General features: G+C 69.7%; 29 protein-coding genes and 1 tRNA gene. 23 read left to right on the forward strand and 7 right to left on the reverse strand.

All coding sequences use genetic code 11. From position 1 onward, the window contains the following. Positions 1 to 127: 127 nt before the first annotated feature. The gene (locus C475_RS16580) at positions 128 to 1,045 is read right to left on the reverse strand and encodes a hypothetical protein (RefSeq protein WP_006885016.1); all 918 of its coding nucleotides are present in this window, start codon (positions 1,043 to 1,045) and stop codon (positions 128 to 130) included. Positions 1,046 to 1,132: 87 nt separating this feature from the next. Between C475_RS16580 and C475_RS16585 the strand changes: the two genes are divergently transcribed. The 3 genes from C475_RS16585 (at position 1,133) to C475_RS24450 (ending at position 2,757) form a co-directional block, all read left to right on the forward strand. Continuing rightward, entirely contained in the window at positions 1,133 to 1,381 is a 249-nt protein-coding gene (locus C475_RS16585; protein ID WP_006885017.1) for a hypothetical protein, read from the forward strand. Positions 1,382 to 1,849: 468 nt separating this feature from the next. Next, a complete protein-coding gene (locus C475_RS23985) occupies positions 1,850 to 2,008 on the forward strand; it encodes a hypothetical protein (protein WP_161625208.1) in 159 nt (52 codons plus the stop codon). Between the two features lie 38 nt (positions 2,009 to 2,046). Then, complete coding sequence (locus C475_RS24450) at positions 2,047 to 2,757, forward strand: hypothetical protein (protein ID WP_006885018.1); 711 nt, start codon at positions 2,047 to 2,049, stop codon at positions 2,755 to 2,757. Between the two features lie 4 nt (positions 2,758 to 2,761). Here the strand turns inward: C475_RS24450 and C475_RS24455 are convergent, their stop codons facing one another. After that, positions 2,762 to 2,998 (reverse strand): hypothetical protein, encoded by a 237-nt coding sequence (locus C475_RS24455; protein ID WP_204366180.1) that lies wholly within the window; start codon positions 2,996 to 2,998, stop codon positions 2,762 to 2,764. Positions 2,999 to 3,404: 406 nt separating this feature from the next. Next, positions 3,405 to 3,476, reverse strand: a tRNA-Ala gene (locus C475_RS16600). Positions 3,477 to 3,707: 231 nt separating this feature from the next. Between C475_RS16600 and C475_RS16605 the strand changes: the two genes are divergently transcribed. The 5 genes from C475_RS16605 to C475_RS16625 are packed head-to-tail and all read left to right on the forward strand — an operon-like array spanning position 3,708 to position 7,125. Further along, positions 3,708 to 4,325: a DUF7287 family protein gene (locus C475_RS16605; RefSeq protein WP_235728471.1), complete on the forward strand. Its 618-nt coding sequence runs from the start codon at positions 3,708 to 3,710 to the stop codon at positions 4,323 to 4,325. Further along, positions 4,322 to 4,963: a DUF7288 family protein gene (locus tag C475_RS16610; protein ID WP_082223349.1), complete on the forward strand. Its 642-nt coding sequence runs from the start codon at positions 4,322 to 4,324 to the stop codon at positions 4,961 to 4,963. Before C475_RS16605 ends, C475_RS16610 begins: the two co-directional genes overlap by 4 nt. Beyond that, entirely contained in the window at positions 4,951 to 5,868 is a 918-nt protein-coding gene (locus C475_RS16615; RefSeq protein ID WP_049930799.1) for a DUF7261 family protein, read from the forward strand. Before C475_RS16610 ends, C475_RS16615 begins: the two co-directional genes overlap by 13 nt. Next, on the forward strand, positions 5,861 to 6,322 hold the full coding sequence (locus C475_RS23990) for a DUF7266 family protein (RefSeq protein WP_006885023.1): 462 nt from the start codon (positions 5,861 to 5,863) through the stop codon (positions 6,320 to 6,322). Before C475_RS16615 ends, C475_RS23990 begins: the two co-directional genes overlap by 8 nt. Beyond that, positions 6,319 to 7,125: a DUF7289 family protein gene (locus C475_RS16625; RefSeq protein WP_006885024.1), complete on the forward strand. Its 807-nt coding sequence runs from the start codon at positions 6,319 to 6,321 to the stop codon at positions 7,123 to 7,125. Before C475_RS23990 ends, C475_RS16625 begins: the two co-directional genes overlap by 4 nt. 110 nt (positions 7,126 to 7,235) lie before the next feature. Here C475_RS16625 and C475_RS16630 read toward each other — a convergent pair whose 3' ends face one another. Then, positions 7,236 to 9,398 (reverse strand): DUF7289 family protein, encoded by a 2,163-nt coding sequence (locus C475_RS16630; RefSeq protein ID WP_006885025.1) that lies wholly within the window; start codon positions 9,396 to 9,398, stop codon positions 7,236 to 7,238. 396 nt (positions 9,399 to 9,794) lie between these two features. Between C475_RS16630 and C475_RS16635 the strand changes: the two genes are divergently transcribed. Genes C475_RS16635 through C475_RS16650 form a run of 4 tightly spaced genes read left to right on the forward strand, consistent with a single transcriptional unit; the run spans position 9,795 to position 12,333 of the window. Further along, positions 9,795 to 10,259, forward strand: a complete 465-nt coding sequence (locus C475_RS16635) for a 30S ribosomal protein S15 (RefSeq protein WP_006885026.1) — start codon at positions 9,795 to 9,797, stop codon at positions 10,257 to 10,259. Beyond that, entirely contained in the window at positions 10,260 to 11,426 is a 1,167-nt protein-coding gene (locus C475_RS16640) for a hypothetical protein (protein ID WP_006885027.1), read from the forward strand. Next, positions 11,423 to 11,686: a KEOPS complex subunit Pcc1 gene (locus C475_RS16645; RefSeq protein ID WP_006885028.1), complete on the forward strand. Its 264-nt coding sequence runs from the start codon at positions 11,423 to 11,425 to the stop codon at positions 11,684 to 11,686. The genes C475_RS16640 and C475_RS16645 overlap by 4 nt, the downstream gene beginning before the upstream one ends. Beyond that, on the forward strand, positions 11,683 to 12,333 hold the full coding sequence (locus tag C475_RS16650) for a 30S ribosomal protein S3ae (protein ID WP_006885029.1): 651 nt from the start codon (positions 11,683 to 11,685) through the stop codon (positions 12,331 to 12,333). Before C475_RS16645 ends, C475_RS16650 begins: the two co-directional genes overlap by 4 nt. Positions 12,334 to 12,379: 46 nt before the next feature. Here C475_RS16650 and C475_RS16655 read toward each other — a convergent pair whose 3' ends face one another. Both C475_RS16655 and C475_RS16660 read right to left on the reverse strand, forming a co-directional pair. Further along, positions 12,380 to 12,814 (reverse strand): plastocyanin/azurin family copper-binding protein, encoded by a 435-nt coding sequence (locus tag C475_RS16655; RefSeq protein WP_006885030.1) that lies wholly within the window; start codon positions 12,812 to 12,814, stop codon positions 12,380 to 12,382. Between the two features lie 109 nt (positions 12,815 to 12,923). Continuing rightward, a complete protein-coding gene (locus tag C475_RS16660) occupies positions 12,924 to 13,211 on the reverse strand; it encodes an amphi-Trp domain-containing protein (protein WP_006885031.1) in 288 nt (95 codons plus the stop codon). 131 nt (positions 13,212 to 13,342) lie between these two features. On the opposite strand from C475_RS16660, the gene C475_RS16665 reads away from it, so the two are divergent. The 7 genes from C475_RS16665 to C475_RS16695 all read left to right on the forward strand — a co-directional run bounded on the left by C475_RS16665 (position 13,343) and on the right by C475_RS16695 (position 20,595). Then, positions 13,343 to 14,257, forward strand: a complete 915-nt coding sequence (locus C475_RS16665) for a M48 family metalloprotease (protein ID WP_006885032.1) — start codon at positions 13,343 to 13,345, stop codon at positions 14,255 to 14,257. Positions 14,258 to 14,341: 84 nt separating this feature from the next. Beyond that, positions 14,342 to 15,625 carry a HEAT repeat domain-containing protein gene (locus C475_RS16670; protein WP_006885033.1) on the forward strand — a complete coding sequence of 428 codons (1,284 nt, stop codon included), beginning with the start codon at positions 14,342 to 14,344 and terminating at the stop codon, positions 15,623 to 15,625. A 76-nt stretch (positions 15,626 to 15,701) separates the two neighbouring features. Continuing rightward, positions 15,702 to 16,556, forward strand: a complete 855-nt coding sequence (locus C475_RS16675) for an HpcH/HpaI aldolase/citrate lyase family protein (protein WP_006885034.1) — start codon at positions 15,702 to 15,704, stop codon at positions 16,554 to 16,556. Positions 16,557 to 16,706: 150 nt separating this feature from the next. Beyond that, complete coding sequence (locus tag C475_RS16680) at positions 16,707 to 17,960, forward strand: Glu/Leu/Phe/Val family dehydrogenase (protein WP_006885035.1); 1,254 nt, start codon at positions 16,707 to 16,709, stop codon at positions 17,958 to 17,960. Between the two features lie 83 nt (positions 17,961 to 18,043). Continuing rightward, positions 18,044 to 18,517 (forward strand): SRPBCC family protein, encoded by a 474-nt coding sequence (locus tag C475_RS16685; RefSeq protein WP_006885036.1) that lies wholly within the window; start codon positions 18,044 to 18,046, stop codon positions 18,515 to 18,517. Between the two features lie 77 nt (positions 18,518 to 18,594). Further along, the gene (locus tag C475_RS16690) at positions 18,595 to 19,152 is read left to right on the forward strand and encodes an NAD(P)/FAD-dependent oxidoreductase (protein ID WP_006885037.1); all 558 of its coding nucleotides are present in this window, start codon (positions 18,595 to 18,597) and stop codon (positions 19,150 to 19,152) included. 534 nt (positions 19,153 to 19,686) lie between these two features. Next, complete coding sequence (locus C475_RS16695) at positions 19,687 to 20,595, forward strand: DMT family transporter (protein WP_006885038.1); 909 nt, start codon at positions 19,687 to 19,689, stop codon at positions 20,593 to 20,595. A gap of 24 nt (positions 20,596 to 20,619) precedes the next feature. Here C475_RS16695 and C475_RS16700 read toward each other — a convergent pair whose 3' ends face one another. Next, positions 20,620 to 21,417 (reverse strand): RIO1 family regulatory kinase/ATPase domain-containing protein, encoded by a 798-nt coding sequence (locus C475_RS16700; RefSeq protein WP_006885039.1) that lies wholly within the window; start codon positions 21,415 to 21,417, stop codon positions 20,620 to 20,622. A 109-nt stretch (positions 21,418 to 21,526) separates the two neighbouring features. On the opposite strand from C475_RS16700, the gene C475_RS16705 reads away from it, so the two are divergent. The 4 genes from C475_RS16705 (at position 21,527) to C475_RS16720 (ending at position 26,121) form a co-directional block, all read left to right on the forward strand. Beyond that, positions 21,527 to 22,435: a hypothetical protein gene (locus tag C475_RS16705; RefSeq protein WP_006885040.1), complete on the forward strand. Its 909-nt coding sequence runs from the start codon at positions 21,527 to 21,529 to the stop codon at positions 22,433 to 22,435. Then, entirely contained in the window at positions 22,428 to 22,748 is a 321-nt protein-coding gene (locus C475_RS16710; RefSeq protein WP_006885041.1) for a DUF7538 family protein, read from the forward strand. Before C475_RS16705 ends, C475_RS16710 begins: the two co-directional genes overlap by 8 nt. 114 nt (positions 22,749 to 22,862) lie before the next feature. Further along, entirely contained in the window at positions 22,863 to 25,385 is a 2,523-nt protein-coding gene (folP, locus tag C475_RS16715) for a dihydropteroate synthase (RefSeq protein ID WP_006885042.1), read from the forward strand. Between the two features lie 85 nt (positions 25,386 to 25,470). Further along, positions 25,471 to 26,121, forward strand: a complete 651-nt coding sequence (locus tag C475_RS16720; RefSeq protein ID WP_006885043.1) for a class I SAM-dependent methyltransferase — start codon at positions 25,471 to 25,473, stop codon at positions 26,119 to 26,121. The last annotated feature ends 2 nt before the right edge of the window (positions 26,122 to 26,123 follow it).

Consider the following 26,123-nt stretch of genomic DNA (forward strand, 5'->3'; position numbering starts at 1 on the left):
TCGATTCGGCCGCTCGTAGCGACCGACTCGTTCGGCAACGACGGAGCGGCGACACTCCGGTCCCGTGAAGATCGGTCGGGCTTCCCCACCCGGTCCCGCGTCCGTCGGACACCGTCCACGTCGACGGTCAGTCGCTCGTGGTCGGCGTCGAGCCGTCGAGTTCGTCGGTGGCCGTGGCGGTGCCGTCCGGCGTCGCAGGTCCGGCGGCGGTCGCGGTCGGCTCGGGCGTCGCGTCGGGGTCGACGGGAGTCGGCGTCGACCGCCGGGTGACGTTGCCGACCCAGTCGGGCGGGGTCACCGTCGACTCGCCGAGGCGACTGTAGTCGTAGCGTACCGAGACGTGCGAGCTGTCGCCGTCGACGACGCGGTCGTACTCGGCCGCCAGCGACCGGACGAACCCCTCTGTGGTCACGTAGGCGGTGGCGCTGAAGTCGCTGATCGTCGCCTCGGCGGGCCCGACTCCCCGCGGAGAGGGGCCGCCGGCCGCGTGGAGTCGGTAGTAGGTCCGGCCGCGTCGGTCGACCGTCGACACCGCGACCGTCCGTCGGTCGAGGAACTGCCGGATCGACACGGTCGCGAAGACGTAGTCCGAGGACCGCCCGGGTAGTCTGAGCAGGTCGTACCGGGTCCGGCCGCCCTCGGCCACCCGCAGGAACCCGCCGGTCGCGTTGACGTACAGCGAGACGTTCCGTCTGGGGTCCCCCTGGGACTGCCAGAGAGAGAACGTCTCGGGCCCGACGACGACTCGCCGGAGGAACCCCTCGCCGGGTTCGTCGGAGTCCTCTCTGACCGACCAAGTGTAGGTCCGATTCGCCAGGTAATCGGTGTGAGCGCGCGTAAGCGTCTCGACGTCGACCGTTCCGTTGGCGTTCACACCCGGCGGCCACTCGCCGGCGACCGTCGGCGCGGGCGTCGAGCGGTCGGTGACGGGCACGGGCGTCACAGTGTCCGTCGACGGGGCTCCGGGCCCGTCACCGCCGAACGACACCGCGCTACACCCGGCTACCAGGACGACGACCGCGACGGCCGCGAAACCCCAGCGCATCATTCGTCCTACGGGCCTGTGACACAATACGCCTTCGACGGGAGATACGAGGGCTAAAGCCGGTCCGACCCGTATCGCCGTCGAACCATGGCCGACGACCTCAACCTGCGGGTGTACAGGCGCGCGCCCGACCGCTACATGCTGTGGTCGACGCGGGTCTCGGACGCGCTGCTGGACGACCTGACCCGCGAGGAACTCGTCGAGTGGTACCTTCACAAGCGACCGGACGGCACGCGCGCCGAGATCGAGGCGCTCGTCGACGCCGCCGACGAACGCACCGCCGCCGACGGCACCGAAACCTACGAGGAATCGCCCGATTGGCTGGCCGGGAACTGAGCCGACGCCTCCGAACGCGAGTCGGCGGATAGCGGCGCCGTGCTGGGCGGTCCGAGCGTCCGCGCGTCTCCGGCGCGCGAGAGACTCTCCGCCGGAGACAGTGATATGGACTCGCCGGAAGTGAGCAGACGCTTCGATTCTGCGACGTTCGGCGCTGACTGAGTGCGAGCGTAGCGAAGAACGAAGGAAGTGGACTCGCCGGGAACGGTGTATACGTGACCACAGATCGCGGAAGGTCCTACTTGGATTGTTCTCTCGACACGCGCGAGAAAGCGCCGGAAGACGATCTGACCCGCGGCGACTCCCCCGCCGACATCTCCACAACGGAGAACGGGGTGTAGCCCGGGGTGCGTCGGTCAGCGCGATGGATGACGAGAGAAGACGAGGGGGTCTTGGAAATCCTGCGAAACGACGGATGGGCCACGCCGTCGATCGCGAGAAGCGTTCAAATCAATATCGGAGGGACACGTGCAGGACCGCCTCGAATTTTTGCGCTACGCCGGCCTCGTCTACTGCGTCCACGGAGACATGTTCAAGCTCTCCAGCGAGGGGCTGATGTACCTACGCGGAGATCTCGACACGAGTCGCCTTCGGACGCTGTCGGTCGACCGGTGTCTCAGACAGTAGTTTTTTGTTTCGGTAGAAGAAGGAGTTAGCCATTCAAAATGGACCGTAGGCACTTCTTAACGGCGGGCGTACTTCTCGTAGCCGGATGTTCGAGCGACGATGGCAACAGTGGCGACGGCGGAGACAGTGACATTCAGGACTCCGATGGGGACGGTGTCATCGACTCGGAGGACTACGCGCCGAACGACCCCGACGTGCAAGAGAAGTCTGATATCCAGGACGGCGGCTCAACGCCGACGGCGACGCCAACGGAGGAACCGGACGCCCTCGACTCGGTCGACGATATCGAGTTCCCGAGCGACACGCCCACGCCTGAACCCGACAACGACGATCTGGATATAGATCTAGACGACCTGACCGACATGCCGGAGCACGTCGAACACAGTGACACGCACACCGTTCAGGGCCCCGGATACTACCAGATCCCGGTAGAGTTCGACCGGGAGTTCTCGATGGAGTGGACGGTTACGAACCAGAAGTCCGGGGACTACGACTTCGACGTGTTCCTCATGGCCGAGGACGAATACCAGGACTATCTCGACTATATCAACGACGAGGATTCCCGCCGGCCGGAGTACTACGTGGACGGGACCGCTCAGGGAATCGAGGCATCCGCGAGCCGCTCACTGACGCTCTCAGGCGGGACGTACCGACTCATCATCGACAATACAGACTACGGCGACGCGGGAGACTTTGGAGCAGAAGCCGAGCGGCGAGTGAGAGTCGAGATCTCGGCCGGGACCACGTAACCGCTCACTCCTCGCTGACGGAAAACTCGTGACTGTACTCGACGGGCAGCTCGGGCTGGCCGAGGATCTCCGCGATCTCTTCCGGCGTCACGCTCCCCTTCTCCGTAGCACGCTGCACGAGCGTCTCGACGGCGCCGGTCGGGACCCCGGCCAGTAGCCCCGACAGTCGCAGTCGGCGACGAGCGTGCGGCCGGTGAGCGCCCACGTGACTCGATGCGCTTCGTCGCCGTCGGAGAGCCACACCATGCGCTCGCCGACGTTCACGGGGCCGCCTCGGTCGGTCTCTCGCTGCGCTCGCTGCCAGCTCGTCGACAGCGTCCACTTCGGCGGGAAGGTGACCCCGGTTCCGGGTTCGAGGCGCTCCGGAAAGTCGACCGAGCCGCCGGTCTCCGCTCGGCTCACGGCCGACACCTCCCGTCTTCGAGCGCGCTACACTGCTGGTGGTCGTGGTCGATGGGAAGCCCGCAGTACTCGCAGATCGGCCGCCAGTCCCTCGCGCGATCGCCGGACGGCGGCGGGCCGCGTTCGGGATCCGATTGAATCCTATCTCGCGGGGGCACTTCCTCGAAGACGGAAACGTCGATACTCGACGCTTCCGGGCTTGAGTCGACAGTTTCCGAAAAACGGTCACGGCGGCGGTCTGTGGATGGACTCGCCGGGATTTGAACCCGGGGCCTTCCCCGTGCCAGGGGGATGATCTACCACTGATCTACGAGCCCGCACGCAAATACCGGTAGCCGGGTCTGTTTCATAAACCCATCGAAGCGTCGAAGCTCCGTCAGCGACTACCACGCGAATGGTGTCAACCCGCCAACCGCGAGAGTATCAAATCGTGTAACGACGGGCCAACGGCTATAATGGGGAGTCTCGTTGTCGCCGATAGACACGGACGAGTCCGGGCGTCGTAGGGGGGCGGCGGCGACGCCCGTGGCCGTCGTCGGAGACACACGATGTCAGCATCCGGAGACAGCGACCGCTCTGCGGCAACAGGCGGGCGCGCAGAGCGAGTCAGACGTGGCGAGCGAGCACAGCGACGGCGCGGACAGACGACGCTCGACTTCGCCATCGGGATGAGTCTGTTCCTGTTGACGCTGACGGTCGTCTTCCTGTTCGTCCCGGGGATGATCGACCCGTTCACGGGCGGCGCGCAGGGTGAGACGCCGGCGGCCGACCGGATCGCGGACGACCTGGTCGAAAGCCGGCTGGGCGACCCGAGCGAGCCGTACGCGTTGGACTCCGAATGCACGCGGCGGTTCTTCGAGAGCGGAGCGGCGCCGGCCTGCGGGTTCGCGGGCGGCCCGCTTCAGGAGCGGGTCGGGCTGCTCGACCGAACGCCGATCAACGTGACGATCCGCGGGAACGTGAGCGGGTCGAGCGAGCCGGCGGTGCTCTGCTGGGACAGTAGTGCGGAGTCGGTGGTCGAGGCGAGCGCCTGTAATCCGGGGGGTTCGGACACGCGTCTCAGCCGCGGGTCAAACCCCGCGGGCAGCGGCGGGAAGACGGTCAGTGCGCGGCGAGTCGCGCTGCTGGACGGCCGCGACGTGACTGTCGAGGTGGTGCTGTGGTGAGTCGCGGGCCGCCGGCTGCGGGTCGGTCCCGCGGCGGAGGCGGCGCTCGGGGCGGTCGCGGACAGGCGCACGCGCTTGAGGGGGTCGTCGCGAGTCTCGTCCTGCTCTCGGCGGTCGTCTTCGCGCTCCAGATGACCGCGGTAACGCCGCTATCGGCGAGCACGTCCAGCCAGCACCTGGAGAACCAGCAGCGGGAATCCGCCCGGGGAATCCTGGGCGCTGCCGCCGCCAACGGCTCGCTCGAACCGGCCGTGCTGTACTGGAGCGGGACGGCCGAACGCTTCCACGGCGCGAGCGACCAGGGGTACTACACGAGCGGCGCGCCGGAGACCGCCTTCGGTCGGATGCTCGGGCGGTCGTTCGACCGGGGCGGGGTCGCGTACAACGTCCGGCTATCGTTCGCCGACGGCTCCGGGGGACAGGAGGAGATTGCGATGGTGTATCAGGGAGAACCGAGCGACAACGCCGTCAGCGCGACCCGGACGGTCGTCCTGCTCGACGACGCGCAGCTGCTGGACGCCGGTGGCGAGCCACGGGGCGAGACGGTCCGCGAGTCGAGCCGGTTCTACGCGCCGGACGCCGACAGCGGGAGCGTCTACAACGTGATCAGGGTGGAGGTGGTCGTGTGGCGGATCTGAGGCGGACCGGTCATCGCGCGACCGACCGCGGCCAGATGATACTGCTGGCGGGGTTCGCGATGGCGGTCACGCTGCTGGTGCTGGCGGTCGTGATCAACTCCGCGATCGCAACGGAAAACCTCGGCACCCGGAGCGACATCGGGAGCACCTCGGGCGCGGTGACCTACCAGGGGGCCGTCGAGCGCGGGGCGCTGGAGGCGTTCCGGTACGCGAACGAGGTCAACGGGAGCGACGACCACGACGAATTGGCGGCGAACGTCACGACGGCGGTCGAGGCCGTCAGCGCGCTCTCGGCCCGTCAGCAGGTCACTCGCGGCTACGTGCCGAACGCGAGCGTCGTCGACACCGTCGAGGGGACGGCGATCCGCGACGACACCGGCGAGTTCACGGGGCCGAACGACGACTCGAACTGGACCGTCGCGAACTCGGTCTCGGGCGTCCGCGAGTTCTCGCTCTACGTCGACCGGTGGAACAGCACCAGCCCCCACGAGTTCCGGGTCGTCGCCTCGGACCCGTCGACGTGGTATCTGAACGTCTCCTACGACGGCAGCGAGTACGAGGTCGGGGTCACCGACTCGGGCGCCTACCAGTCGTGCTACAGCGGCCCGAGCGGGAACTTCTGGGTGAACGTCTCGGCCGGGACGGTCGCGGGCAGTCCGTGCCCGGCGCTCGATATGGGCTCGCTCGGGAGCTACGACCTGGCGTTCGAGAACGGCTCGGCCGTCGAGGAGGGCCGCTACTCGCTGGTGGTCAACCGGTCGGCGGCGTCGCGCTACGACACGGACCCCGGCGAGCCGCGGGGCGAGACGGTGCTGTACTCGGCGACGGTCGACCTCCGGTACCGCGGGCCCGACCTCTCCTACCGGACGTCGCTCCGGATCGCTCCGGGTGAGTCGGATGCGTAGCGCCGCGGGGCCGCGGGGACGCGGTCGCGGGCAGTCGACGACGCTACAGTACACGCTGACGCTAGCGGTCGCGACGCTGGTCGTGACGGGGCTGTTCGTCGCGGCGGGCGACCTCGTGACGAGCGAGCGCGAACAGGTCATCAGGACCGAGCTGGAGGTCGTCGGTCAGCAGCTCGCCGGGGAGCTGACCGCCGCGGACCGACTCGTCCGGTCGAGCGAGGGGACGGAGGCGCTGGCGATCAACGCCTCGCTCCCGCCGGAGGTCACCGGCGCCGGGTACACCGTCGCGATCAGCGACGACGGGACCGACCAGTGGGTGAACTTGACGACGGCGTCGCCCGATGTCTCGGTGTCCGTCCGGGTCGATACGGGGACGGACCTCGCCGACGCGTCGGTCCAGGGGGGCGACCTGTCGATCGTGTACGACGGCAGCGCCCTGGAGGTGCGGTCGTGATCCCGCCCGCAGCCAGTCGGCGGGCTTCGAACTCGACCGGCGACGGCGGAGCGAGGGACGGCGACCGGGCCATCAGCGACGTGGTCGGGTTCGTGCTGGTGTTCGCGCTGATCGTCTCGGTCGTGGCCGTCGTCTCACTGGCGGGGCTGGGGTCGCTACAGTCGGCGCGCGACGCGGGCCAGACCGACAACGCAGAGCGAGCGATGGGGATCCTCGCGGACAACGCGGCGGACGTGTACCAGCGCGGGGCGCCGAGCCGGGCGACGGAGATCAGTCTCGACGACGCGGGGATGCACCTCGGCGAGCCGGTGACGGTTCGGGTCGCCGACGCCGAGGGGTCGGTCTCGTTCGACGAGTCGTTCTCGATACGGCCGCTCGTCTACCGGGGGCCCGACGGCACCGAGCTGGTGTACTCGATGGGGGCGCTGTTCCGGGTGCAGGACCGCGGCGGGGTGGTCGTCCGCGAATGGCCGGGACGCGTGACCGGCGACCGCGTCGCGATGCCGGTCGTGAACACGAGTTCCGCGACCGGCGGCGCGCAGTCGCTCGCGAGTTCGACCGTCCTGGTCAGGACGGTGGCGACGAACCGATCGGTCGTGGCGGAAGTGACCGGCTTCGAAGAGAAGTGGACGGTACGGATCGACTCGCCACGCCGGGAGCTGTGGTTCCGGACGCTGGACCGCCGAACGGGTGTCGACTGCGACCTGCCCACCGGCGACGACCACGTCGTCTGCACGATGACCGGCGAGCCCTCGGCACTGTACCTCACGGAGACGCGGATCGAAGTCTCGATCGACCGATGATGGGGCGGACGGTCTCGACCGGCAGGTGGCGCTGTGAGAGCGTCCCGTCGAACCCGCGCTATCGAAGGTAGTGCCGGAACCCACCTCCCGGGAGAGGACCAGAGCGTCGCTCAGCGACTCGTGACGTTGACGCGGTTGACCGAGACGTGCAGGTAGGAGATGGTCGGAACGGAGCTTTTCGAGAACACGTTCGATTTCAGGAGTCGCTCGTCGAAGTAGATGTCCTGGCCCCCAGTGGTCGTGCCGTCGCCGGTGACGACGGCGCCGTAGACGTTGGTCCCGCCCCCGAGGTCGACCGTCGATTCGGAGTAGACGACGCCGTAGAATCCGTTGGACGCCTGGACATCCGTGTCGTGGACCGTGCTGCCGGCGTACAGCCAGAACTGGTCGCCGCGGCCCTCGTTCTCCCCGTCGACGGTCTCGACCGAGGAACCACCGCTGATATCCACGTCTTCGGTCACGTACACGTGGACGCGGTTCGACCCTTCGATGTCGACGTCGATACTGTTCCAGTCGAGGTCGCCGTCGACGACGAGGTGGATGTCGCCGCCGGTCGTGTCGAACGTAAGCGACGGGCCGCCGCCGTAGTACAGGTCGCCGTCGTAGTAGTACGCGCCGGCGGTCAGTTCGTCGTCGACGCCGTTGCCGCCGTCGAAGTCGTCGAACGCGGCGGTGTCGTTGTCGTTCTCGTCGGCGTACTTGCTGACGGCCTGGTCGACGTGGCCCTTCGGGTCGGGCAGCGTCGTGTCGCGTTCGACGGTCACCGAGGGGACTATCACCGCCGAGGGCGCGGCTGCGCCCTCGATGATCGTCCCGCCGTTGTCGTTGGCGACGTCGACCGTCCCGCCGGCGGTCATGCTCCCGGAGGAACCGAGCACGGTGCCGCTGCCCATCGCGTCGATATCCCCGCCGACGTGGATATCGCCATCGTAGCTGTTCCCGCTCCCGGAGTCGACGAGGTCGCCCTCGGCCCTGATCTCGCAGGCGTCACAGATCGTGATGCCGCCGTTGTTGACGTACACGCTCCCGCCGGAGACGATGTCGCCGTCGAACCCGTTCTCGATGGACACGTCTCCGGCAGCGATGACGGTGCTGTCGACGTTGTCCTCCAAGACGACGCTCCCGTTCACGACGATGTCGCCGCCGACGCTCAGGCTGCCGGTCGATTCGAAGTCACCGCCGACTCTGAGGTCGCCACCGATGTCGAGGTCGCCGCTCGATTCGAAGTCGTCTTGTACGGTGAGGTCGCCACCGATGGTCGGGCCGCCGCTGGACTCGAAGTCGCCGGCGATCTCGACGTTCCCGTTCGCGTCCACGCCGCCGTGGGCGTCCAGGCTCTCCCCGACGTAGAGGTCGCCGTTCACCTCGGCGCCGCCGCGGAGATCGCTGCCGTCGGTCGTGTACACGTCACCGTTCGCGCGCTCCCGGTAGCTGCCGATGCCCACTCCCCCCTCGTTCTTGTCGGTTCGCGAGTCGTAGCTGTAGACGCCCACGCCGCCGCCGATGCCGCCGTTGCCCGTGGTGGTGAAGGCGTTGTCGACGGTCACGTCGCTGGGGACGAGCAGCGTCGCTGTCGCGGTCCCGGCGTCGTGGTCGTAGTCGACGCTTCCGGTGGTGCGCTGGCTGAAGTACCGGCCCCACGCCTCGTAGTACTCGCTGCTGACGGTGACTTTCACCTTGCCGTTACGGAGCGGGTTCGTCAGCGCCGGGTCGCCCGCGTCGGGGTCCGGGAAGCGCGTGGCGGTCGACCCGTTTTTCGCGATGCGGGCGGTCCCGGACAGTCCCGGGTCGCCAGTCACGGACACCAGCGGGTGCGTGAGCGTCGCGTTGCGGTAGTGGAACTCCGGCGGCGAGACCATCACCGCGCCCGACTCCGTCCGCTTCCAGACGCCGCCGCCCTGGTAGGCCAGCGTGGTGTCACCGGTCTCGTAGACGACGGCGCCCAGCGTGACGTTCATGATCTTCGACGTCCCGCCGCCGGCGGCGTTCTCGACGGTGAGGTTCATCCAGCCGGCGTCCTCCGCGACGGCGTACTCGCCGCCGCCGGCGGGCAAGTCGACGCCCTGATAGCTCGTTCCCCCGAGCGCGACCATTGCCGTCTTCGAATCGAACTGCGTGAGTACTTTCTCCGCCCGGCTCGTGTCCAGTTGCTGGTTCGTATCGTCCAGCGCCGTCGCGCCGACCGTCAGCACCACGGCGGTTCCCCCGACGACGATAGCGAACAGCAACACGATCCCCAGCACGGTACTCACCGCGCGCGCGTCCTGACTCATCGATCTCTGCACGGCCTACCGCGTCCCGGTCAATAAACGCGCGCCTTCGTTTATCACGATTGAAACCGAATCGGCCACCGACCGTCAGAAGGGCGTATTTGGGCGCTCTCGTGGCCCGAAAAGTAAGATTCAATTTTTGATAGCGTTGGGTTCTCGGCAAGATTCGTCGAACGACCGCTGGGTCGGCCGGGTCCGATGGAAACTGTTTAGTGTCGCAAAGGGGACTCTCCGGTGGGAACGCACGACCGCAAATCTGACTCGCTGTGCGCTTGCACAGCTCGGGATTGCGGCCGTGTCCGCGTCGATCGGGCTTCGCATCGCGAAGCGCGCGGCGCACACACGCACGAGGCGATCGAGAGACCGCCCGACAGCGGCTCGTCGCGTTCCAATCTAACAATGGCACGAATGCACACCCGCCGTCGCGGCTCGTCCAGTTCGGACAAGCCGGCGGCAGACGAACCCCCGGAGTGGAGCGACGTAGACGAAGACGCCATCGAAGAGCGCGTCGTCGAGCTGGCCGAGCAGGGCCACAGCCCCAGCCAGATCGGCCTGAAGCTGCGCGACGAGGGCGTCAACGGGACCCCGGTCCCGGACGTCTCCCTCGCCACCGACAAGAAGATCACCGAGATCCTCGAAGAGAACGACGCCGACCCCGAGCTGCCCGAGGACCTGCGCAACCTCTTCGAGCGGGCCGTCCGCCTGCACGAGCACATGGACGAGAACCCGACCGACCACCAGAACAAGCGCGCGCTCCAGAACACCGAGTCGAAGATCCGCCGCCTGGTCGACTACTACCGCGGCGACGAACTCGACGAGGAGTTCGCCTACAGCTACGACGAAGTCGCCGAGCTCCTCGAATAGATGTCGGCCACCGCCCGCTCCGAGGACGCCCCCGCCGCCGGCGAGATCGCCGCACGGCTCCGCGAGGCCGGCTTCGTCCGGCTCGTCGGCGCCGCGACCGGCGACGCGCTGGCCGCCAGCGGCGTCCTCGCGCGGGCGCTCGCCGACCGCGACCGACCGTTCCAGGTCTCGGTCGCCGACCTCCCCGCCGACACCGAGCGGTCGACCGACGCCGACCTGACCGTCGCCGTCGGGCGGAGCGACCCCGTCGCCGACTGCTCGGTCCCCGGCACCGCCGAGCCGGCCAGCGAGACGGCCTTCGCCGTCGCGCGCGAACTCGGCGCCGACCCCGACGCCGCGCTCGCGCTCGCCGGCTGCGTCGCCGACGGCCGTGAGCCCGCAGGAGCGGTCGCCGAGGCCGCCGAGGCCGCGGGGATCGAACGCCGCCCCGGCGTGGCGATACCGACGACCGATCTGGTCGACGGGCTCGCCCACTCGACGCTCGTTCACGGGCCGTTCTCGGGTGACTCCGAGGCGGTCGCCGCGGCGCTCGCCGCCGCGGGCTTCGTCGTCGGTGACCCCGAGGCGAGCGACCCCCGCCTCGACGCGACGGGCCTCGACGAACAGGCCCACCGCCGCGCGGCCTCGCTGGTCGCGCTGCGGAGCGTCGGCGAGGACTCGGTCCCGCCGCGAGGCGGGCACGCCGTCGAGCGGGCGCTGCGCCCGTTCGTCGGTGGTCCCTTCGAGACGGTCGGCGGCTACGCCGACGTGCTCGACGCCGTCGCCCGGGAGCGCCCGGGGACCGGCGTCGCGCTCGCGCTCGGACACGACGTGGGCGAGGCCGCGCTCGACGCGTGGCGTGCCCACGCGCGACGCGCTCACGACGCGGTCGCCGACGCGACGACCGGCCGGTACGACGGGCTGTTCGTCGCACGCGCCGAGACGGACGCCGCGCCGGTCGCCACGCTGGCGTGGCTCGTCCACGCCTTCCGCTCGCCCGAGCCGGTGACCCTCGCGGTCACCGACGGGGCGGCGGCGGCCGTCGCCGACGACCGGACCCTCGAATCGGTGCTCTCGACGGCCGCCGCGGGCGTCGACGGCCACGCGGCGGCGACCGGGACGACCGGTCGCGCCCGCTTCGACGTGGAGACGGGCGCGTTCATCACCGCGTTCAGGGAGGCGCTATGAGGCGCGCGACGATCACGACGACCCACGGCGACGACGCCGCGGAACGCGTCGCGGCCGCGCTCGCTCCCGACAACACCGCCGAGATGGCGACGCGGGTCGAGGGCGATGCGGTCGTGACGACGGTCGAACGCGAGGAGACGAGCGGCCTGCGGTCGACGGTCGACGACTACGTCGTCAACTGCCGGGTCGCGGACCGGCTCGGCGGGGACGGGAGTACAGATTCGACGAACGACACACAAGACACAGACACCAACACATGAGCGAACGATCAGTTTCACGACGCAAGCAAGAGAAGCGGTGGTACACCCTGATAGCGCCCGAGCAGTTCGACCGGGAGGAGCTGGGTGAGACCGTCGCGGACGAACCGGACAAGGTGCTCGGCCGCACCATCGAGACCACGCTGGGCGACCTCCGCAACGAGGCCAGCGAGAACAACACCAAGCTGACCTTCAAGGTCAACGAGGTCGCGTCGGACTCGGCGTACACCGAGTTCATCAAACACGAGCTGACGCGGGACTACCTGCGCTCGCTCGTCCGCCGCGGCTCCTCGAAGATCGAGGCCTACATCACGGTGCTGACCGAGGACGACTACCGCGTCCAGATCCAGCCCGTCGCGCTCACCACCAAGAGCGCCGACGAGAGCCAGGAGAAGGCCATCCGCCGCCAGATGATCGACATCGTCGAGGAGAACGCCCGCGAGCGCACCTACGCCGAAATCGTCGACAGCATCGTCGAGGGGCGCCTCTCCTCGGCGATCTACAACGAGGCCAAGACGATCTACCCGCTGCGCCGCGTGGAGATCCAGAAGCTGACCCTCGAGGCCCGCCCCGAGGAAGTCGCCGCCGAGGAGGAGACCTCCGTCGACGTCGAGGAAGACGAGGTCGCCGTCGACGAATCCGCCGACTGACAGCGCGCACGATTTTCGATTTCTTTCGCCGACCGACCGCCGCCAGCTACGCGTCGGTCGCGTCCTCGGTGACGACCACGTTCCCGACCATCCCGCTGGCTTCGTGGGGGACGCAGAAGTACGCGTGCGTGCCGACGGTCTCGAAGGTGCGTTCGTAGGTCTCGTCCTCGTAGATCGCGCCCTCGTTGCCGCCCAGCCAGCCGTCCTCGGCGGCGGCCTGGGAGTCGGAGTCGCCGGACGACCAGAACGCGGCCTCGTCGGGGAGCTCGTCCTCGTAGGCGGTGACGGTGTGGGCGTGGGTGCTGGTGTTCTTCCAGCGGACGGTGGTCCCGGGCGCCACCTCGACCCGCACCGGGTCGAACTTCCGGGTGGTCATCCCCACGTCGTAGTTCCCGGTGTCGCCGCTTGTCTGCCCGCAGCCGGCCAGCCCGACCGCGACGGCGACGCCGCCCAGACTCCCGAGGAACGCCCGTCTGTCCATATCTCGGTCTCGGAACTCCGGGCAAATAGAGGGCTCGGTCTCGACCCGTCGCGGGGCGTCGCGATCGACGCGCGGCCTCACCCGACGGTGCTCGGTCGGTGTCGCCCGGTCACTCGATCTCTAACTGACCGCTCCCACTGTCGCCCCCGCTGCTGTTCTCGTCCCATTCGAGTTCGAACTCGATACTCAGCTCATCGGGTCCGCCGGGGGGCCCCTCGCGTTCGGCTTTGACCTCGAACGTCGGTCGGGCCGGCGGATCCATCGTCACGGAGTCGGAACCGGCTCTGAGCGTGATCGCGTCGCCCTGTTCGAGCTTCGCAGCGACGCTGCGAAGGTACGATGCGATGTCTTTCCGGGTCTGGTCGCTCTCCGACTCGAACAGCACTTCTTCGGGCATACAGGAACGATACGCCGTCTGCACCGATAAGTGATCCTCCGCACCGAGCATCCGCGCACCGCGCCGCGGAGACCACCGGGTGAAGGGACGGCGACCCAATGTCTTTGGTCGCGCAGTGGGTAGGATCGGGTATGCAGCCCAAGCCCGACTGGTCGCTCCGGGTTCGCATGCTCGCAGCGATGGCCGGGATGGCCGTCCTCTACGCCGCGTTCGTCGGCGTCGCCGCGTGGTGGGCGACCGACGCCCTCGGGAGTTCCGGCCTGTTCCTCGTCGTCGGCGTCGCGGGCGTGCTCGTCGCCCTCCAGTACAAGTACGCGCCCGACGCCGCGCTCAGGGCGCTCGGCGCGGACCGAGTCTCGCGAGCCGAATACCCGGACCTCCACGCACGCGTGAGTCGCCTCGCCAGCCAGGCCGGCGTGCCCGAGCCCGACGTGGCCGTCTCGCCCCAGGCCCAGCCCAACGCCTTCGCGACCGCGAAGGGGCGTGACGACGCCGTCGTCGCGGTCACCGAGGGGCTGCTCGATACGCTCCAGGGCGACGAACTCGACGCCGTGCTAGCCCACGAGATCGCCCACGTCAAACACCGCGACGCGCTGGTCATGTCGGTCGTGACGTTCCTGGTGACGGTGGCCGCGATGGTCGTGCGGAACTTCTGGTGGTTCGGCGACGGCGGCGGCGACGGCGGGGGCGGGGGCGACGGCGGGATGCCCTGGCTCTGGGCGTTCGTCGCCGTCTCGGCGGTCGCGTGGCTCGGCGGCTACCTCGTCTCGCGGGCGATCTCCCGGCACCGCGAGTACGCCGCCGACCGCGGCGCCGCCGTCATCACCGGCAAGCCCGCGGCGATGGCCGCCGCCATCGAGACGATCACCGCCGAGATGGCCGCGACGCCCGAACGGGACCTGCGCGACCACGCCGACCTGAACGCGCTATTTATCGTCCCCGCCGACGCCAAATCGCGGCTCGTACGGGCGATGGAGACCCATCCTGACCCCGAGAAGCGTGTCGAGCGGCTGTCGGAGTTGGCCGGCGAGTTCGAGGGGCGCTGACCGGGGCGGCCCGCGGGCGAGCGGTCGGACGCTCCGAGTCGCGGAATGGAAACGCCTTTGGCCCGGACAGTCGCATTTCGGGGTATGAGCAACGGGGACGACGAAGCGGCCGACGAGGAGGCCGCGAACGAGGAAGCCGACGCGGGCGAGGCCGAGGAGACGGCGCTGTCGGCCGACACGCTCGACCAGCGCCTCGACGACGCCGAGGAGGCCCTCGACGCCGCGGAGACCGAGGCCGACCTCGACGACGTCGAGGAGGACCTGAACGAGATCGAGGCCGACGTCGAGGCCGCGGACCTGCCCGAGCCGGACGAGGACGACGAGGACGCAGAGGACCCGGCGGCGGAGCTGGAAGACCGCGTCGCCGACCTGCGCGACCAGCTCGAGGACCAGCGCGGTCCCTACGCCGACGACGTGGTCGCCGCCCTCGAAGAGGCGCAGTCGACGATCACCGACACCCGCTGGACGGAGGACGGCCGACCCGACGTGGTCGCGGCCGTCGACTCGTTCCTGAAGACCGTCGAGTCGGAGATCGACACCGCCATCTCGGCCGAGAGCGGGGACAGCGAGGACCTGGGCGACGCCGTCGACCAGGTCGCGCAGGTCGTCGAGGGCAGCGCCCTCGACCCCGACGAGGACGAGGAGACGATCGCCGCGCTCCTGGAAGCGGCCGAGACCCTGCAGGACGATCTCGAGGCCGCCGAGGAGTGGGACGACCTGACCGTTCGCCAGCAGCTCGACGCAGAGGGGTTCTACGACGTGCTCGAGTCGGAGAACCGCAAGGACTTCCCCGCCGAGTGGAACGCGGTGAAGGTCTACGAGGAGCTCGGCGAGGTCGAACCCATCGTGAAGGCCCTGGAGACGTTCGATTCGGACTTCATGGAGGAGAACGTCCTCGACACGCTCTGGCGGATGGGGCCCGAGGAGGCCTACGACGCCGTCCACCAGCGCGCCCAGAAGCGCAACAAGCGGCCCGTCCAGATCCTCGGGAAGATCGCCAACGACGACGCCACCGAGACGCTCCACGACTTCATCGACGGCGACGGCGACGCCGCCCTCCAGAAGGTCACCCTGCGCGCGCTCGGCGAGATCGGCAGCGAGGAGTCGGTCCAGCCGGTCGCCCAGCGGCTCGACGCTGACAACTACGAGATCCGGAGCGCCGCGGCCCGCTCGCTCGGCCTGCTCGGCGACACCCGCGCCATCGAACCGCTCGCCGATATCCTCGACGGCGACGAAGCAAACGAAGTGCGAGCCAGCGCCGCCTGGGCGCTCAACCGGATCGGCACCCGGCGCGCGCTCGACGTGCTCGAAGGCTACACCGACGACCGCGCCTACCTCGTTCAGGCCGAAGCAGAGAAGGCTATCTGAGTTCGCTCTCCGCTCTCTGTTCGGCACCGTCCCGACCGACCGTGGATTCAAGCGTTCGCCGCGCCGAGTCGGGAGTATGGTTCGCCGGAGCGTCCTGTTCTCGCCGGGTGACCGGCCCGAGCTGTTGCGGAAGGCACCGACGACCGGCGCCGATACCGTCGTCTTCGACCTCGAAGACGCGGTCGCACCGGGACGGAGAGCCGAGGCCGGGGCGACCGTGGCGCGAGTGTTGGCCGACCTCGACGCCGACTGCGAGGTGTGCGTTCGCGTCCGCCCGCCGGGATGGGGGGCGGCCGACGATCTACAGGCGGTGCTGGGCGGCGACGCCCGGTCCGGACTCGACGCGCTCGTCCTCCCGAAGGCCGAGTCGGCGGACGACGTGACCGATCTGGCGGGTCTGGCCGCCGAGCGCGACGCCGACCGGCCGATTCTCGCACTCGTCGAGACCGCCGCGGGCGTCCTGCACGCCGAGGAGATCGCCGCTGTCGACGTGACCGACGCGCTGATATTCGGCGCCGAGGACCTGGCGGCCGACATCGGGGCGACCCGGAGCGAAGCGGGAACGGAAGTCCTTCACGCGCGCGAGCACGTCGTCCTCGCGGCGGCCGCGGCGGGGGTCGACGCCGTCGACACGCTCTACACCGACTTCGAGGACGAGGGCGGCCTGCGGGACGACACGGAGTTCGCCCGCGAACTCGGTTACGACGGCAAGCTGGCGATCCATCCCTCACAGGTCGGGCCGATCAACGAGACGTTCACACCGGACCCCGAGCGTGTCGAGTGGGCCGAGCGGGTGCTGGCGGCGAAATCGGATGCCGACGCCGACGACCGGGGTGTCTTCGCCGTCGACGGCGAGATGGTCGACGCGCCGCTGGTCGCCCAGGCCGAGCGAGTGCTGGAGCGCGCGCGAGCGGCCGACGCCCGCGAGTGACCGCCTGCTCCCCTCGTGGGAACTGTCCGGCCGCCCTCGGTCGCGGACTTCGGACACCGGACATATCCGTCCGCTCTCGGTCGAATCGGCCGTCCGTCCCGACCGGCGGTCGTCCGAATCCTTTTCCCCGCGCTGATCCATATAAAAGGCATGTCCGAGGAAATAAATCCCTTCGAGAGTCTTCGGGAGCAGGTCGACGACGCCGCCGCCCACCTCGATGTCCGACCCGGGACGCTCGAACGACTCAAACGCCCCGAGCGCGTTCTGGAGACGAACCTCTCGGTCGAACTGGACGACGGTTCGATCGAGATGTTCCGCGCGTACCGCTCGCAGTTCAACGGCGCCCGAGGGCCCTACAAGGGCGGCATCCGCTATCACCCGGGCGTCTCACGCGACGAGGTCAAGGCGCTGTCGGGCTGGATGGCCTACAAGTGCGCCGTGGTCGACATCCCCTACGGCGGCGGCAAGGGCGGGATCGTCGTCGACCCCGACGACTACTCCGAGGCCGAACTCGAACGGCTGACGCGCGCGTTCGCGACGGAGCTGCGGCCCATTATCGGTGAGAACAGGGATATCCCGGCGCCCGACGTGAACACGGGTCGCCGGGAGATGAACTGGATCAAGGACACCTACGAGACGCTGGAGAACACGACGGAACCGGGCGTTATCACCGGGAAAGCGCCCGAGAGCGGCGGGTCGGCGGGCCGCGTCGAGGCGACCGGCCGGTCGGTGATGTTGACCGCTCGGGAGGCGTTCGACTACCTCGAAAAGGAGATCGAGGGCGCGACCGTCGCCGTTCAGGGCTACGGCAACGCGGGCTCGATCGCCGCGAAGCTCCTGGAGGACCGAGGCGCCAGCGTCGTCGCCGTCTCGGACTCCTCGGGGGCGGCGTACGACCCCGACGGCCTCGACGCGCAGGCGGTCAAAGAACGCAAAGACGAGACCGGCGACGTGGTCGACTACGACGCGCCCGAGACGCTCTCGAACGAGGAGTTGCTGACGCTGGACGTGGATCTCCTGGTCCCGGCGGCGCTGGAGAACGCCATCGACGCCGACCTCGCCGCGGACGTGCGAGCGGACGTCATCGTCGAGGCCGCGAACGGGCCGCTGACGCCCGACGCCGACGACGTGCTCACCGAGCGTGACGTGTCCGTCTTCCCCGATATCCTCGCCAACGCCGGCGGCGTCACGGTCTCCTATTTCGAGTGGGTGCAGAACCGCCAGCGCTTCTACTGGTCCGAACAGCGCGTCAACGACGAACTGGAGACGGTCATCGTCGACGCGTTCGACCGGCTGACGACGACCTTCGAGGATCGGGACCTGCCGAACTTCCGGACGGCCGCATACGTCGTCGCCATCGATCGCGTGCTGCGCGCGAGCGAGCAGGGCGGCGTCTGGCCCTGAACCGGTCGGTCACTCCGTCAGTTGGCGCCAGACCCTACTCGTTAGACACGCCGGTTATAGGGCGCGAGCCCCAACCGTAGGCTATGCCGGTTTACGAGCGCGAGGTCGTCGTCGACGCGCCGTTCGAGGACGTGTGGGATTTTCACTCGGGAGCGTCGGGGCTCGAAGCGTTGACCCCCGACTGGATGAACCTCCGGATCGAGTCGTCGGTCGGCCCCGACGGCGAACCCGACCCGGACGTGCTGGAGGCCGGGTCGAAGGTCGAGTCCACCGTCGCACCGTTCGGCGTCGCGCCGCGCCAGCGCTGGGTCTCGGCCATCGTCGCCCGCGAGGAGGGGGACGGCCAGGCCTTCTTCCGCGACGAGATGGAACAGGGGCCGTTCCCGGAGTGGGTCCACACCCACTCCTTCGAGGCCGTCGACGGCGGGACCCGCGTCCACGACCACGTCGAGTACGAACTGCCCGTCGTCCGGGGGCTGTTCGGCCCGCTCGGCTGGGTCGGCTTCGAGCCGATGTTCCGGTATCGCCACCGGAAGACGAAGGAACTGCTGGAGTAGTCACCGGTCTGAATCGTTTCCGGAGATTCACTCCGGGTAGGCCAACGATTTTCACGCTGCCCGTACAGTGTTCACGCATGACAGACGTAGCTGTCGTCGGCGGGGGTCCCGCCGGCCTGAGCGCCGCACTGTTCACCGCGAAGAACGGCCTCGACACGGTCGTCTTCGACACGGACAAGACGTGGATGCACAAGGCCCACCTGTTCAACTACCTCGGCATCGAGAGCGAGGACGGGACCGCGTTCGTGGAGGACGCCCGCGAGCAGGTCGAGAGCTTCGGCGTCGAACGCCGCCAGGGCGCGGAGGTCCAGACCGTCGAGCCCGACGGCGACCAGTTCCGCGTCGTCACCGAGGACGACGACCTGGCCGCCGACTACCTCGTACTCGCGACGGGCGCCAACCGGGGCCTCGCCGAGGAGTTGGGCTGCGAGTTCACCGACGAGGACATCGTCGACGTGGACGTGACCATGGAGACGTCCGTCGAGGACGCCTACGCCACCGGCGCGATGGTCCGTGCCGAGGAGTGGCAGGCCGTGATTTCGGCGGGGGACGGCGCCGCCGCGGCGCTGAACGTTCTCACCAAGGAGAAGGGCGAGCACTTCCACGACTTCGACGTGCCCGCCGACGCGGAGTGAGGGTCTGGGGTCGCAGAGTCCTCGGTCGTTCTCGACGTGTTGATCCGATCGCGGGTGACAGCGGTCCCTGGCGGATTGAAAGCCCTCGCCGCGCTCGCTCTGGGTTGGAGTGTCCGCAGGGAACAGTAGGCGCTGAAAGCCCTCGCCGCGCTCACGGTCGCTGACCGGGATATTCTCGGGTGCTTCGCACCCTCGAATAGTGCCCGTTCAGTCGACTCCGTTCGCTTCGCTCACCGCGAGCACGCCTCGCCCTTTCAATCCGCCAGGGACCGCGACAGCTCCGCTCAGCACCACCGACAGCCACACACCTCCCCAGCCGATTCGCTCGCTCCCGTCGGTCGCTCAATCATCCACTGTCAGAGCACGCTCTGACAAACCTTCGTTCACACGTTCACGAAGACCTCGCACGGTGCTGTCGCGACACGAGAGTCGCGACAGCGCGCGCCAGGGTGTCGGTTCCATACCGTCTAATCGCGGGTCACACCTCCCCTGGTCACCGCAAGACGAAAGGGGTCGCTGCCGAAAGGGTCGCCAATGGCCGGCGAGACGCTCTCGAAGCGGCTCGAAGCGCGCGTGTCGCCGGCGGCGGCGCTGGTCGTGGCCATCCTCGCGGTGTCGACGAGCGCCATCCTGATCCGGTGGAGCGGTGCGCCGCCGACGGTGGCGGCGTTCTACAGGGTCCTCTTTACCGTCGGACTGCTCGCGCCGCTGGCCGCCTCGCGACACGGCGAGGACCTGCGGTCGCTGGGTCGGGGAGACGCGCTGGCGGCGGGGGCGACGGGCGTCGCGCTGGCGGTCCACTTCGCGGCGTGGTTCCAGTCGGTCGAGTGGACGAGCGTCGCCGCCTCGGTGACGCTCGTGCAGGCCCAGCCGCTCTTCGTCGCCGTCGGCGCCGCCCTCCTGCTCGACGAACGGCTGACGCTCCCGAAGGTCGCGGGAATGGTGGTCGCGGTCGTCGGCGCGGGGATCATGTCGGTCGGCGAGTTCCTCGCGGGGACCGCGGTCGGCCCGTACCCGCTGGCGGGCAACGCACTGGCCGTCGTGGGCGCGGTGATGATGGCCGTCTACGTCCTCGCCGGGCGGTCGCTGCGCGCCCGGGTGGCGCTCGTTCCCTACGTCACCGTCGTCTACGCCGCCTGTACGGTCGTTCTCGGCGCCGTCGTCCTCGCGCAGGGGAACCCGCTCGCGGGCTACGCCGCCAGGGAGTGGCTGCTCTTCCTCGCGATGGCCGTCGGTCCCGGACTCTTCGGCCACACGGTGATCAACTGGGCGCTCGAACACGTCGAGTCGTCGGTCGTCAGCGTCTCGCTGCTGGGCGAACCCGTCGGGAGCACGGTGCTCGCGCTGCTGTTGCTCACGGAAGTGCCGGGCCGGTGGACCGTGGCGGGCGGCGCGGTCGTCCTCGGCGGCATCTACCTGACAGCTCGGGCGCGCGAGGAGTGACCGGCGGCCGCAGTCGGCGCACGCTCAGGCCGCGTGTTTCTCGATCTCGCCTTTGACGGCGGCGCCGTCGAAGTCGTGTTCGGGGCGGATGTTGACGAAGTCGAGGAACTCCCGTGCGGCCATCAGCGCGTCGGGGTCGTGGACCTCCAGCGAGGCGGCGACGGCGTCGCGGGCGCCGATCAGGGGTTCGAGCGCGCCCAGCGCGCAGGCGGTGTCGTAGGCGCGGGCGTCCTCGATGGCCTTCTCGTCGACCTTCGTCGCGTCGATAAAGTACAGTTCGCCGCCGGAGACGAGGACGTTCTCCCGCTGGAGGTCACCGTGGGCGAGGTTGTTGTCGTGCATCCGATCCAGGTTCTCGAACAGCTCGACGGCGTGATCCCGCACCTCGTCGGGCGGCAGGTCGTCCAGCGACCGGAAGTCCGGCAGGTATTCCAGCACCATCACGGCCACGTCGTCGTACTCGAAGGCCTCCTTCGGTTCGGGGGCGCTGACACCGATCTCCCGCATCCGCTCGTTGGCCTCCAGTTCGTGTTCGGCCATCTCGATCGGCGTGTCGAACCGCTCGAAGAACCCCTCGGTTCCCGAGGAGAAGGCGCCGAGATTGCGCCCCGCGGTCAACAGGGCGTGGACCAGCGAGTTCTGTTCGGTGACGACCTTGACGAACAGCTCGTCGTTGACGACGCAGGGCGTCGACAGCCAGTTGTCGGCCTCGAGAAAGACGACTCTGGCCGTCTCCAGGTCGTAGCGGTCCATCACCTCGCGGACTGCCCCTTCGAGCGTCGGCCAGGGGACCGTCCCCCGGAGAAATCGCCGGAACGCCATCTGTCCGTCGAGTCACGTCCCACGGGTTTATTCGTTCGGTCCCAGCGTCGGTCGGGGTTCGCCGAACGGATGGCTCAGTTATTTCCGGGGCCTGGCCCAACGGTCGGGCATGGGACGAACGCTGCTGGGGATCGACCTCGACGAGTCGCCCGTCGGTGGACTCATCGAGGGGCTCCTCTCCGAGGAGGACCTGGAGAAGCTCACCGACGGCGGCCGCGAGCCGGGCGACGAGCCCCCCGCGGGCGACGACGAACCGCCCCGGAAGGCCGACGAGTCGGCCGGCGACGCGACCGACGACGACGCGACGGCGGTCGGGACCGACCTGGTCGACGACGCGGTCGGGTCCGACGGCGCCGACGGCTCCGGGTCGTCCGAGGCCGAGTCGATCCCCGTCGGGACGGGCGGTGACGCCGGTAACGCACCGTGGGACACGCCGAGCCCGGAGGGGCCGGAGCCGGTCCCCTCGCCGGGCGCGGAGCATGTCGACGACGAGGACGGCGGCTGGAGGGAGAACCTCCGACCGATCCTCCTGAAGGCGGCCGCCGCGCTGGTCGTCCTCGCCGTCGTCGCGTTCGTGGCGTATCGCTACCTGGGCAAGGCCACGTCCGTCGCGAGCGACAAGCTCGGGAGCGACGAGGAAGATGCCGACTCGCCACCGACCACCGGCGCGGCCGAGGCCGACGCCCCCGAGGCGCGCCGCCGTGCGAAGTCGCCCGAGCGCGACGACCGCGAGGAGTTCGGCGACCGGGCCGTCGACGAGACCGTCGGCCACGCCGAGCGGGCGGCGGCGAGAGACGAGCCCGGAGCGGCCGCCGAGGACGGCGAAGCGGACCGCGAGGCCGACGACGGCGACGGGGAGCCCGACAGCGTCGGGCGTCCGACCGCCGACTCGGACGTGGGCGCGCTGGTCGGGCTGGCCGCGCTCGCGCTGGTCGCCGCGCTGGTCCGGAAGTTCGGCGAGGGCCGCGAGTACGACCCGCTCGTCGACGGACCTGCCGACGACGGCGACGATGAGTGAGGGCGGGGGGAGCGATCGAGGCGGGCCGTCCGACGCCGCTGTCGAGCCGCTCGGCGGCCTCGCCGACCGCGAGGGGTGGCGCGTCGACGGGGCGGCCGCTCGCGTCCACTACGAGGGCGAGGGCGACCGCTACAGCGTCGAATACTACTCCCCGAGCGACTGCGTGGTCTACTGGAAGGTCCCGCCCGAGGCTGGCGGCGAGACGGCGGTGCCGGTGGGTCGCGAAACGGTGCCGACGCCGTTGCGCGAGCGGATCCGGATCGACCTCGACGAGGCGGGTATCGACCCCGAGATCGAGCGGCGGTCGCTGTAGCGGCGGCGTCCGCGCGCCTGCGGCGAGCGGTTCCGTGTCGATTGTGTCGGCGGTTCCGAGGCGCACACTTCGCAGTTCGTTAGGCTAAAGCGCGCCCGTCCGGAACCGGGAGGCATGGAGTTTCACGAGGCGGCGGACTTTCTCTTCGATCTGCGACGGTTCGCGCCGCGGCCGGGCCTGGACCCGACACGGGAGCTGCTCGGCCACCTCGGCGACCCCCACGAGCGACTCGATTGCGTCCAGGTCGCGGGGTCGAACGGCAAGGGCAGCACCGCCCGGATGGTCGAGCGGGCGCTGCGCGAGACCGGCCTCTCGGTCGGGCTGTACACCTCGCCCCACCTCGACGACGTGCGCGAGCGGGTCCGCGTCGACGGCCGCCCGATGACCGAGTCGGCGGTGACCGAGTTCGTCGAATCGTTCCGCGAGTACGCCACCGAGCGGGCGACCGACGGCGATTCGCCGACGTTCTTCGAGGCGCTCACCGCGATGGCGCTGTGGGAGTTCGACCGACAGGACGTGGACGTGGCCGTCCTCGAAGTCGGTATCGGCGGGACGCTCGACGCAACCAGCGTCGTCGACCCGATCGCCAGCGCGGTCACCGCGGTCACACTGGAACACACCGATCTGCTCGGCGACACCGTGGCAGAGATCGCCCGCGACAAGTCGGGCGTCGCGCCCGCCGACGCGCCGCTCGTGACCGCGACGACCGGCGACGCGCTGGGGGCGATCCGCGAAGAGGTCGACGACGTGGTGACCGTCGCCGACGCCGACTGGAACGACCCCGAGGATCCCGATATCGTCGTCGAGTACGGCGGTCGCGAGGGGCTGGAGGGCGCGGTCACGGTCGAAGGCGTCGCCGAGAACTGGACCGTCGACACGCACCTGCCGCTGCTGGGCGCCCACCAGGCTCGCAACGCGGGCGTCGCGGCGGCGCTCGTCCGGCAGGTCGCGGCTCGGCTGGACGCCGATGCGGCGACCGAACCCGTCGAGCGCGGGTTCCGCAACGCCCACTGGCCGGGGCGGTTCGAGGTGATGGACCGCGAGCCGCTGGTCGTCCTCGACGGCGCACACAACCCCGGCGGCTGCGAGACCACTGCCGACGTGCTGGACACCTTCGACTACGACGAGGCCCACCTCGTCGTCGGCGCGATGACCGACAAGGACCACCGCGGGATCGCCGCGGCGTTCGCCGACGCCGGCCTCGGTCGCGTCGTCGCCTGTCGGCCCGACCACGACCGCGCCGAATCGGCCGAAGTGGTCGCACGGGCCTTCGAAACCGAGACCGACGCCGACGTGACGACGCACGAACCGGTCGCCGGCGCGCTCGATCGGGCGCTCGACGCGGCCGGGCCCGACGACGCCGTCGTCGTCTCGGGGTCGCTGTACGCCGTCGCCGAGGCGCGCACCCGCTGGTCCCGGCCGACCGTCCCGCTCGACGTGGACTCGGTGGCCGACGCCGAAGGGGCCCTCCGGCGCGCGCACGTCGCGGGCGACGACGCGAGCGCGGCCGCGGGCGACGCCGTTCACCGCGTCCTGCGAACTCGCCTCCGCCCGCGCCGGGCCCGTCGACTCCAGTCCGAGCTGCGAGCGCTGGGCGGCGAGGTCGCGCTGTCGGCGCTGGCCGACCAGGACCAGGAGCGGGTCGACGCCGTGGCGATGGGGACTCGCACCCAGTTCGAGCGCCTCGCCGACGCGCTCGCCGACCGCGAGGACGACCTCGCGCCGCTTGCCGGGGAGATCAGGAGCGGTATCGACGCCTCACCGTCGCCGAACGCGGCGACGCCGACGCCCGACGCCGACCGGTCGGCCGCCGACCGCGACTACCCGTGGGCCGACGGCACCGCCGTGATGGGCATCCTCAACATCACGCCGGATAGCTTCCACGACGGCGGCGAGTACAACAGCGTCGCCGACGCCCGCCAGCGCGCCGAGCGGATGGTCGAGGCGGGCGTCGAGATCCTCGACATCGGCGGCGAGTCGACGCGGCCCGGCGGCGAGGTCGTCCCCGCCGAGGAGGAGATCGACCGCGTCGTTCCGGTCATCGAGGCGATCGCTGACATCGACGCGATGATCTCCATCGACACGCGCAAGGCATCGGTCGCGCGAGCGGCCATCGACGCCGGCGCCGACCTGCTCAACGACGTCTCCGGGCTGGAAGACCCGGAGATGCGACTGGTCGCCGCCGACCACGACGTGCCCGTCGTCGTCATGCACAGCATCGAGGCGCCGGTCGACCCGACCACCGAGGTAGAGTACGACGACGTGGTCGACGACGTGGTCGACTACCTCGCCGAGCGCGTCCTCCTGGCGGAGAAAGCCGGACTGGACCGCTCGCAGATCCTCGTCGACCCCGGACTGGGCTTCGGCAAGTCGGCCGCCGAGAGCTTCGAACTCCTCGGTCGGCTGGACGAACTCGCGGCGCTGGGCTGTCCGATACTCGTGGGTCACTCCCGCAAGTCGATGTTCGAACTCACCGAGGGCGGCCGCGAGGGCGCGCTCGACGAGACGGTCGCCGGCACGGCGCTGGCCGCCGAGCGCGGCGCCGACGTGATCAGAGTTCACGACGCCCACGAGAACGTCGCCGCCGTCCGCGTCGCCCAGGCCGCCGCCGACCCCGACCGGTTCGACGGGGAGTGAACCGTCCGCCGTCGTCCCGCGGTGTGGGGCCGACTGACTGCGCGCCGGTAGCCTTTTCCGCTCTCTCTCTCTCGGCTGGCTACACATGAACGACGAGTCGCCGAGCGAGCCGCGGGACCTCGACGAGTGGGCGAGCGCCGTCATGTCCGGGTACGACGGCGTCGCCGAGGCGTACGACGACGACCGCGACCCCGCTCACGAGGCGACCCTCGTCGAGTCGCTGGCAGCCGATCTCCCGGACGGCGCCCGCGTCCTCGACGCCGGCTGCGGCGGTGGCCGGGCGGTCCTGGAGACGCTCGCCGGGGAGTTCGAGACGGTAGGCGTCGACCTCTCGGGCGAACAGTTGACGCTGGCTCGCGACCGCGCGCCCGCGGCGTCGCTCGCCCGTGGGGACCTGACGCGACTCCCCGTCGCCGACGACGCCGTCGACGCGGTGACGGCGCTGCACTCGGTCATCCACGTCCCGCGCGAGCACCACGAGCGGGCGTTCGCGGAGTTCGCCCGCGTCCTCCGGCCCGGCGGGCGCCTGTTGCTCACGACCGGCGTCGGCGAGTGGGAGGGGGAAAACGACGACTGGCTCGACAGCGGCGCGGCGATGCAGTGGAGCTTCCACGGTCGCGAGCGGAGCATCGAACTGCTCGAATCGGTCGGCTTCGACGTGACCGAGGAGGCCGTCCGCGACGACGAACTCGGCGGCGGCGAGTGGCTGTTCGTCCGCGCCCGGCTGCGGGCGTGAGC

Source organism: Halosimplex carlsbadense 2-9-1 (assembly GCF_000337455.1).
GTDB classification, from domain to species: Archaea; Halobacteriota; Halobacteria; order Halobacteriales; family Haloarculaceae; genus Halosimplex; species Halosimplex carlsbadense.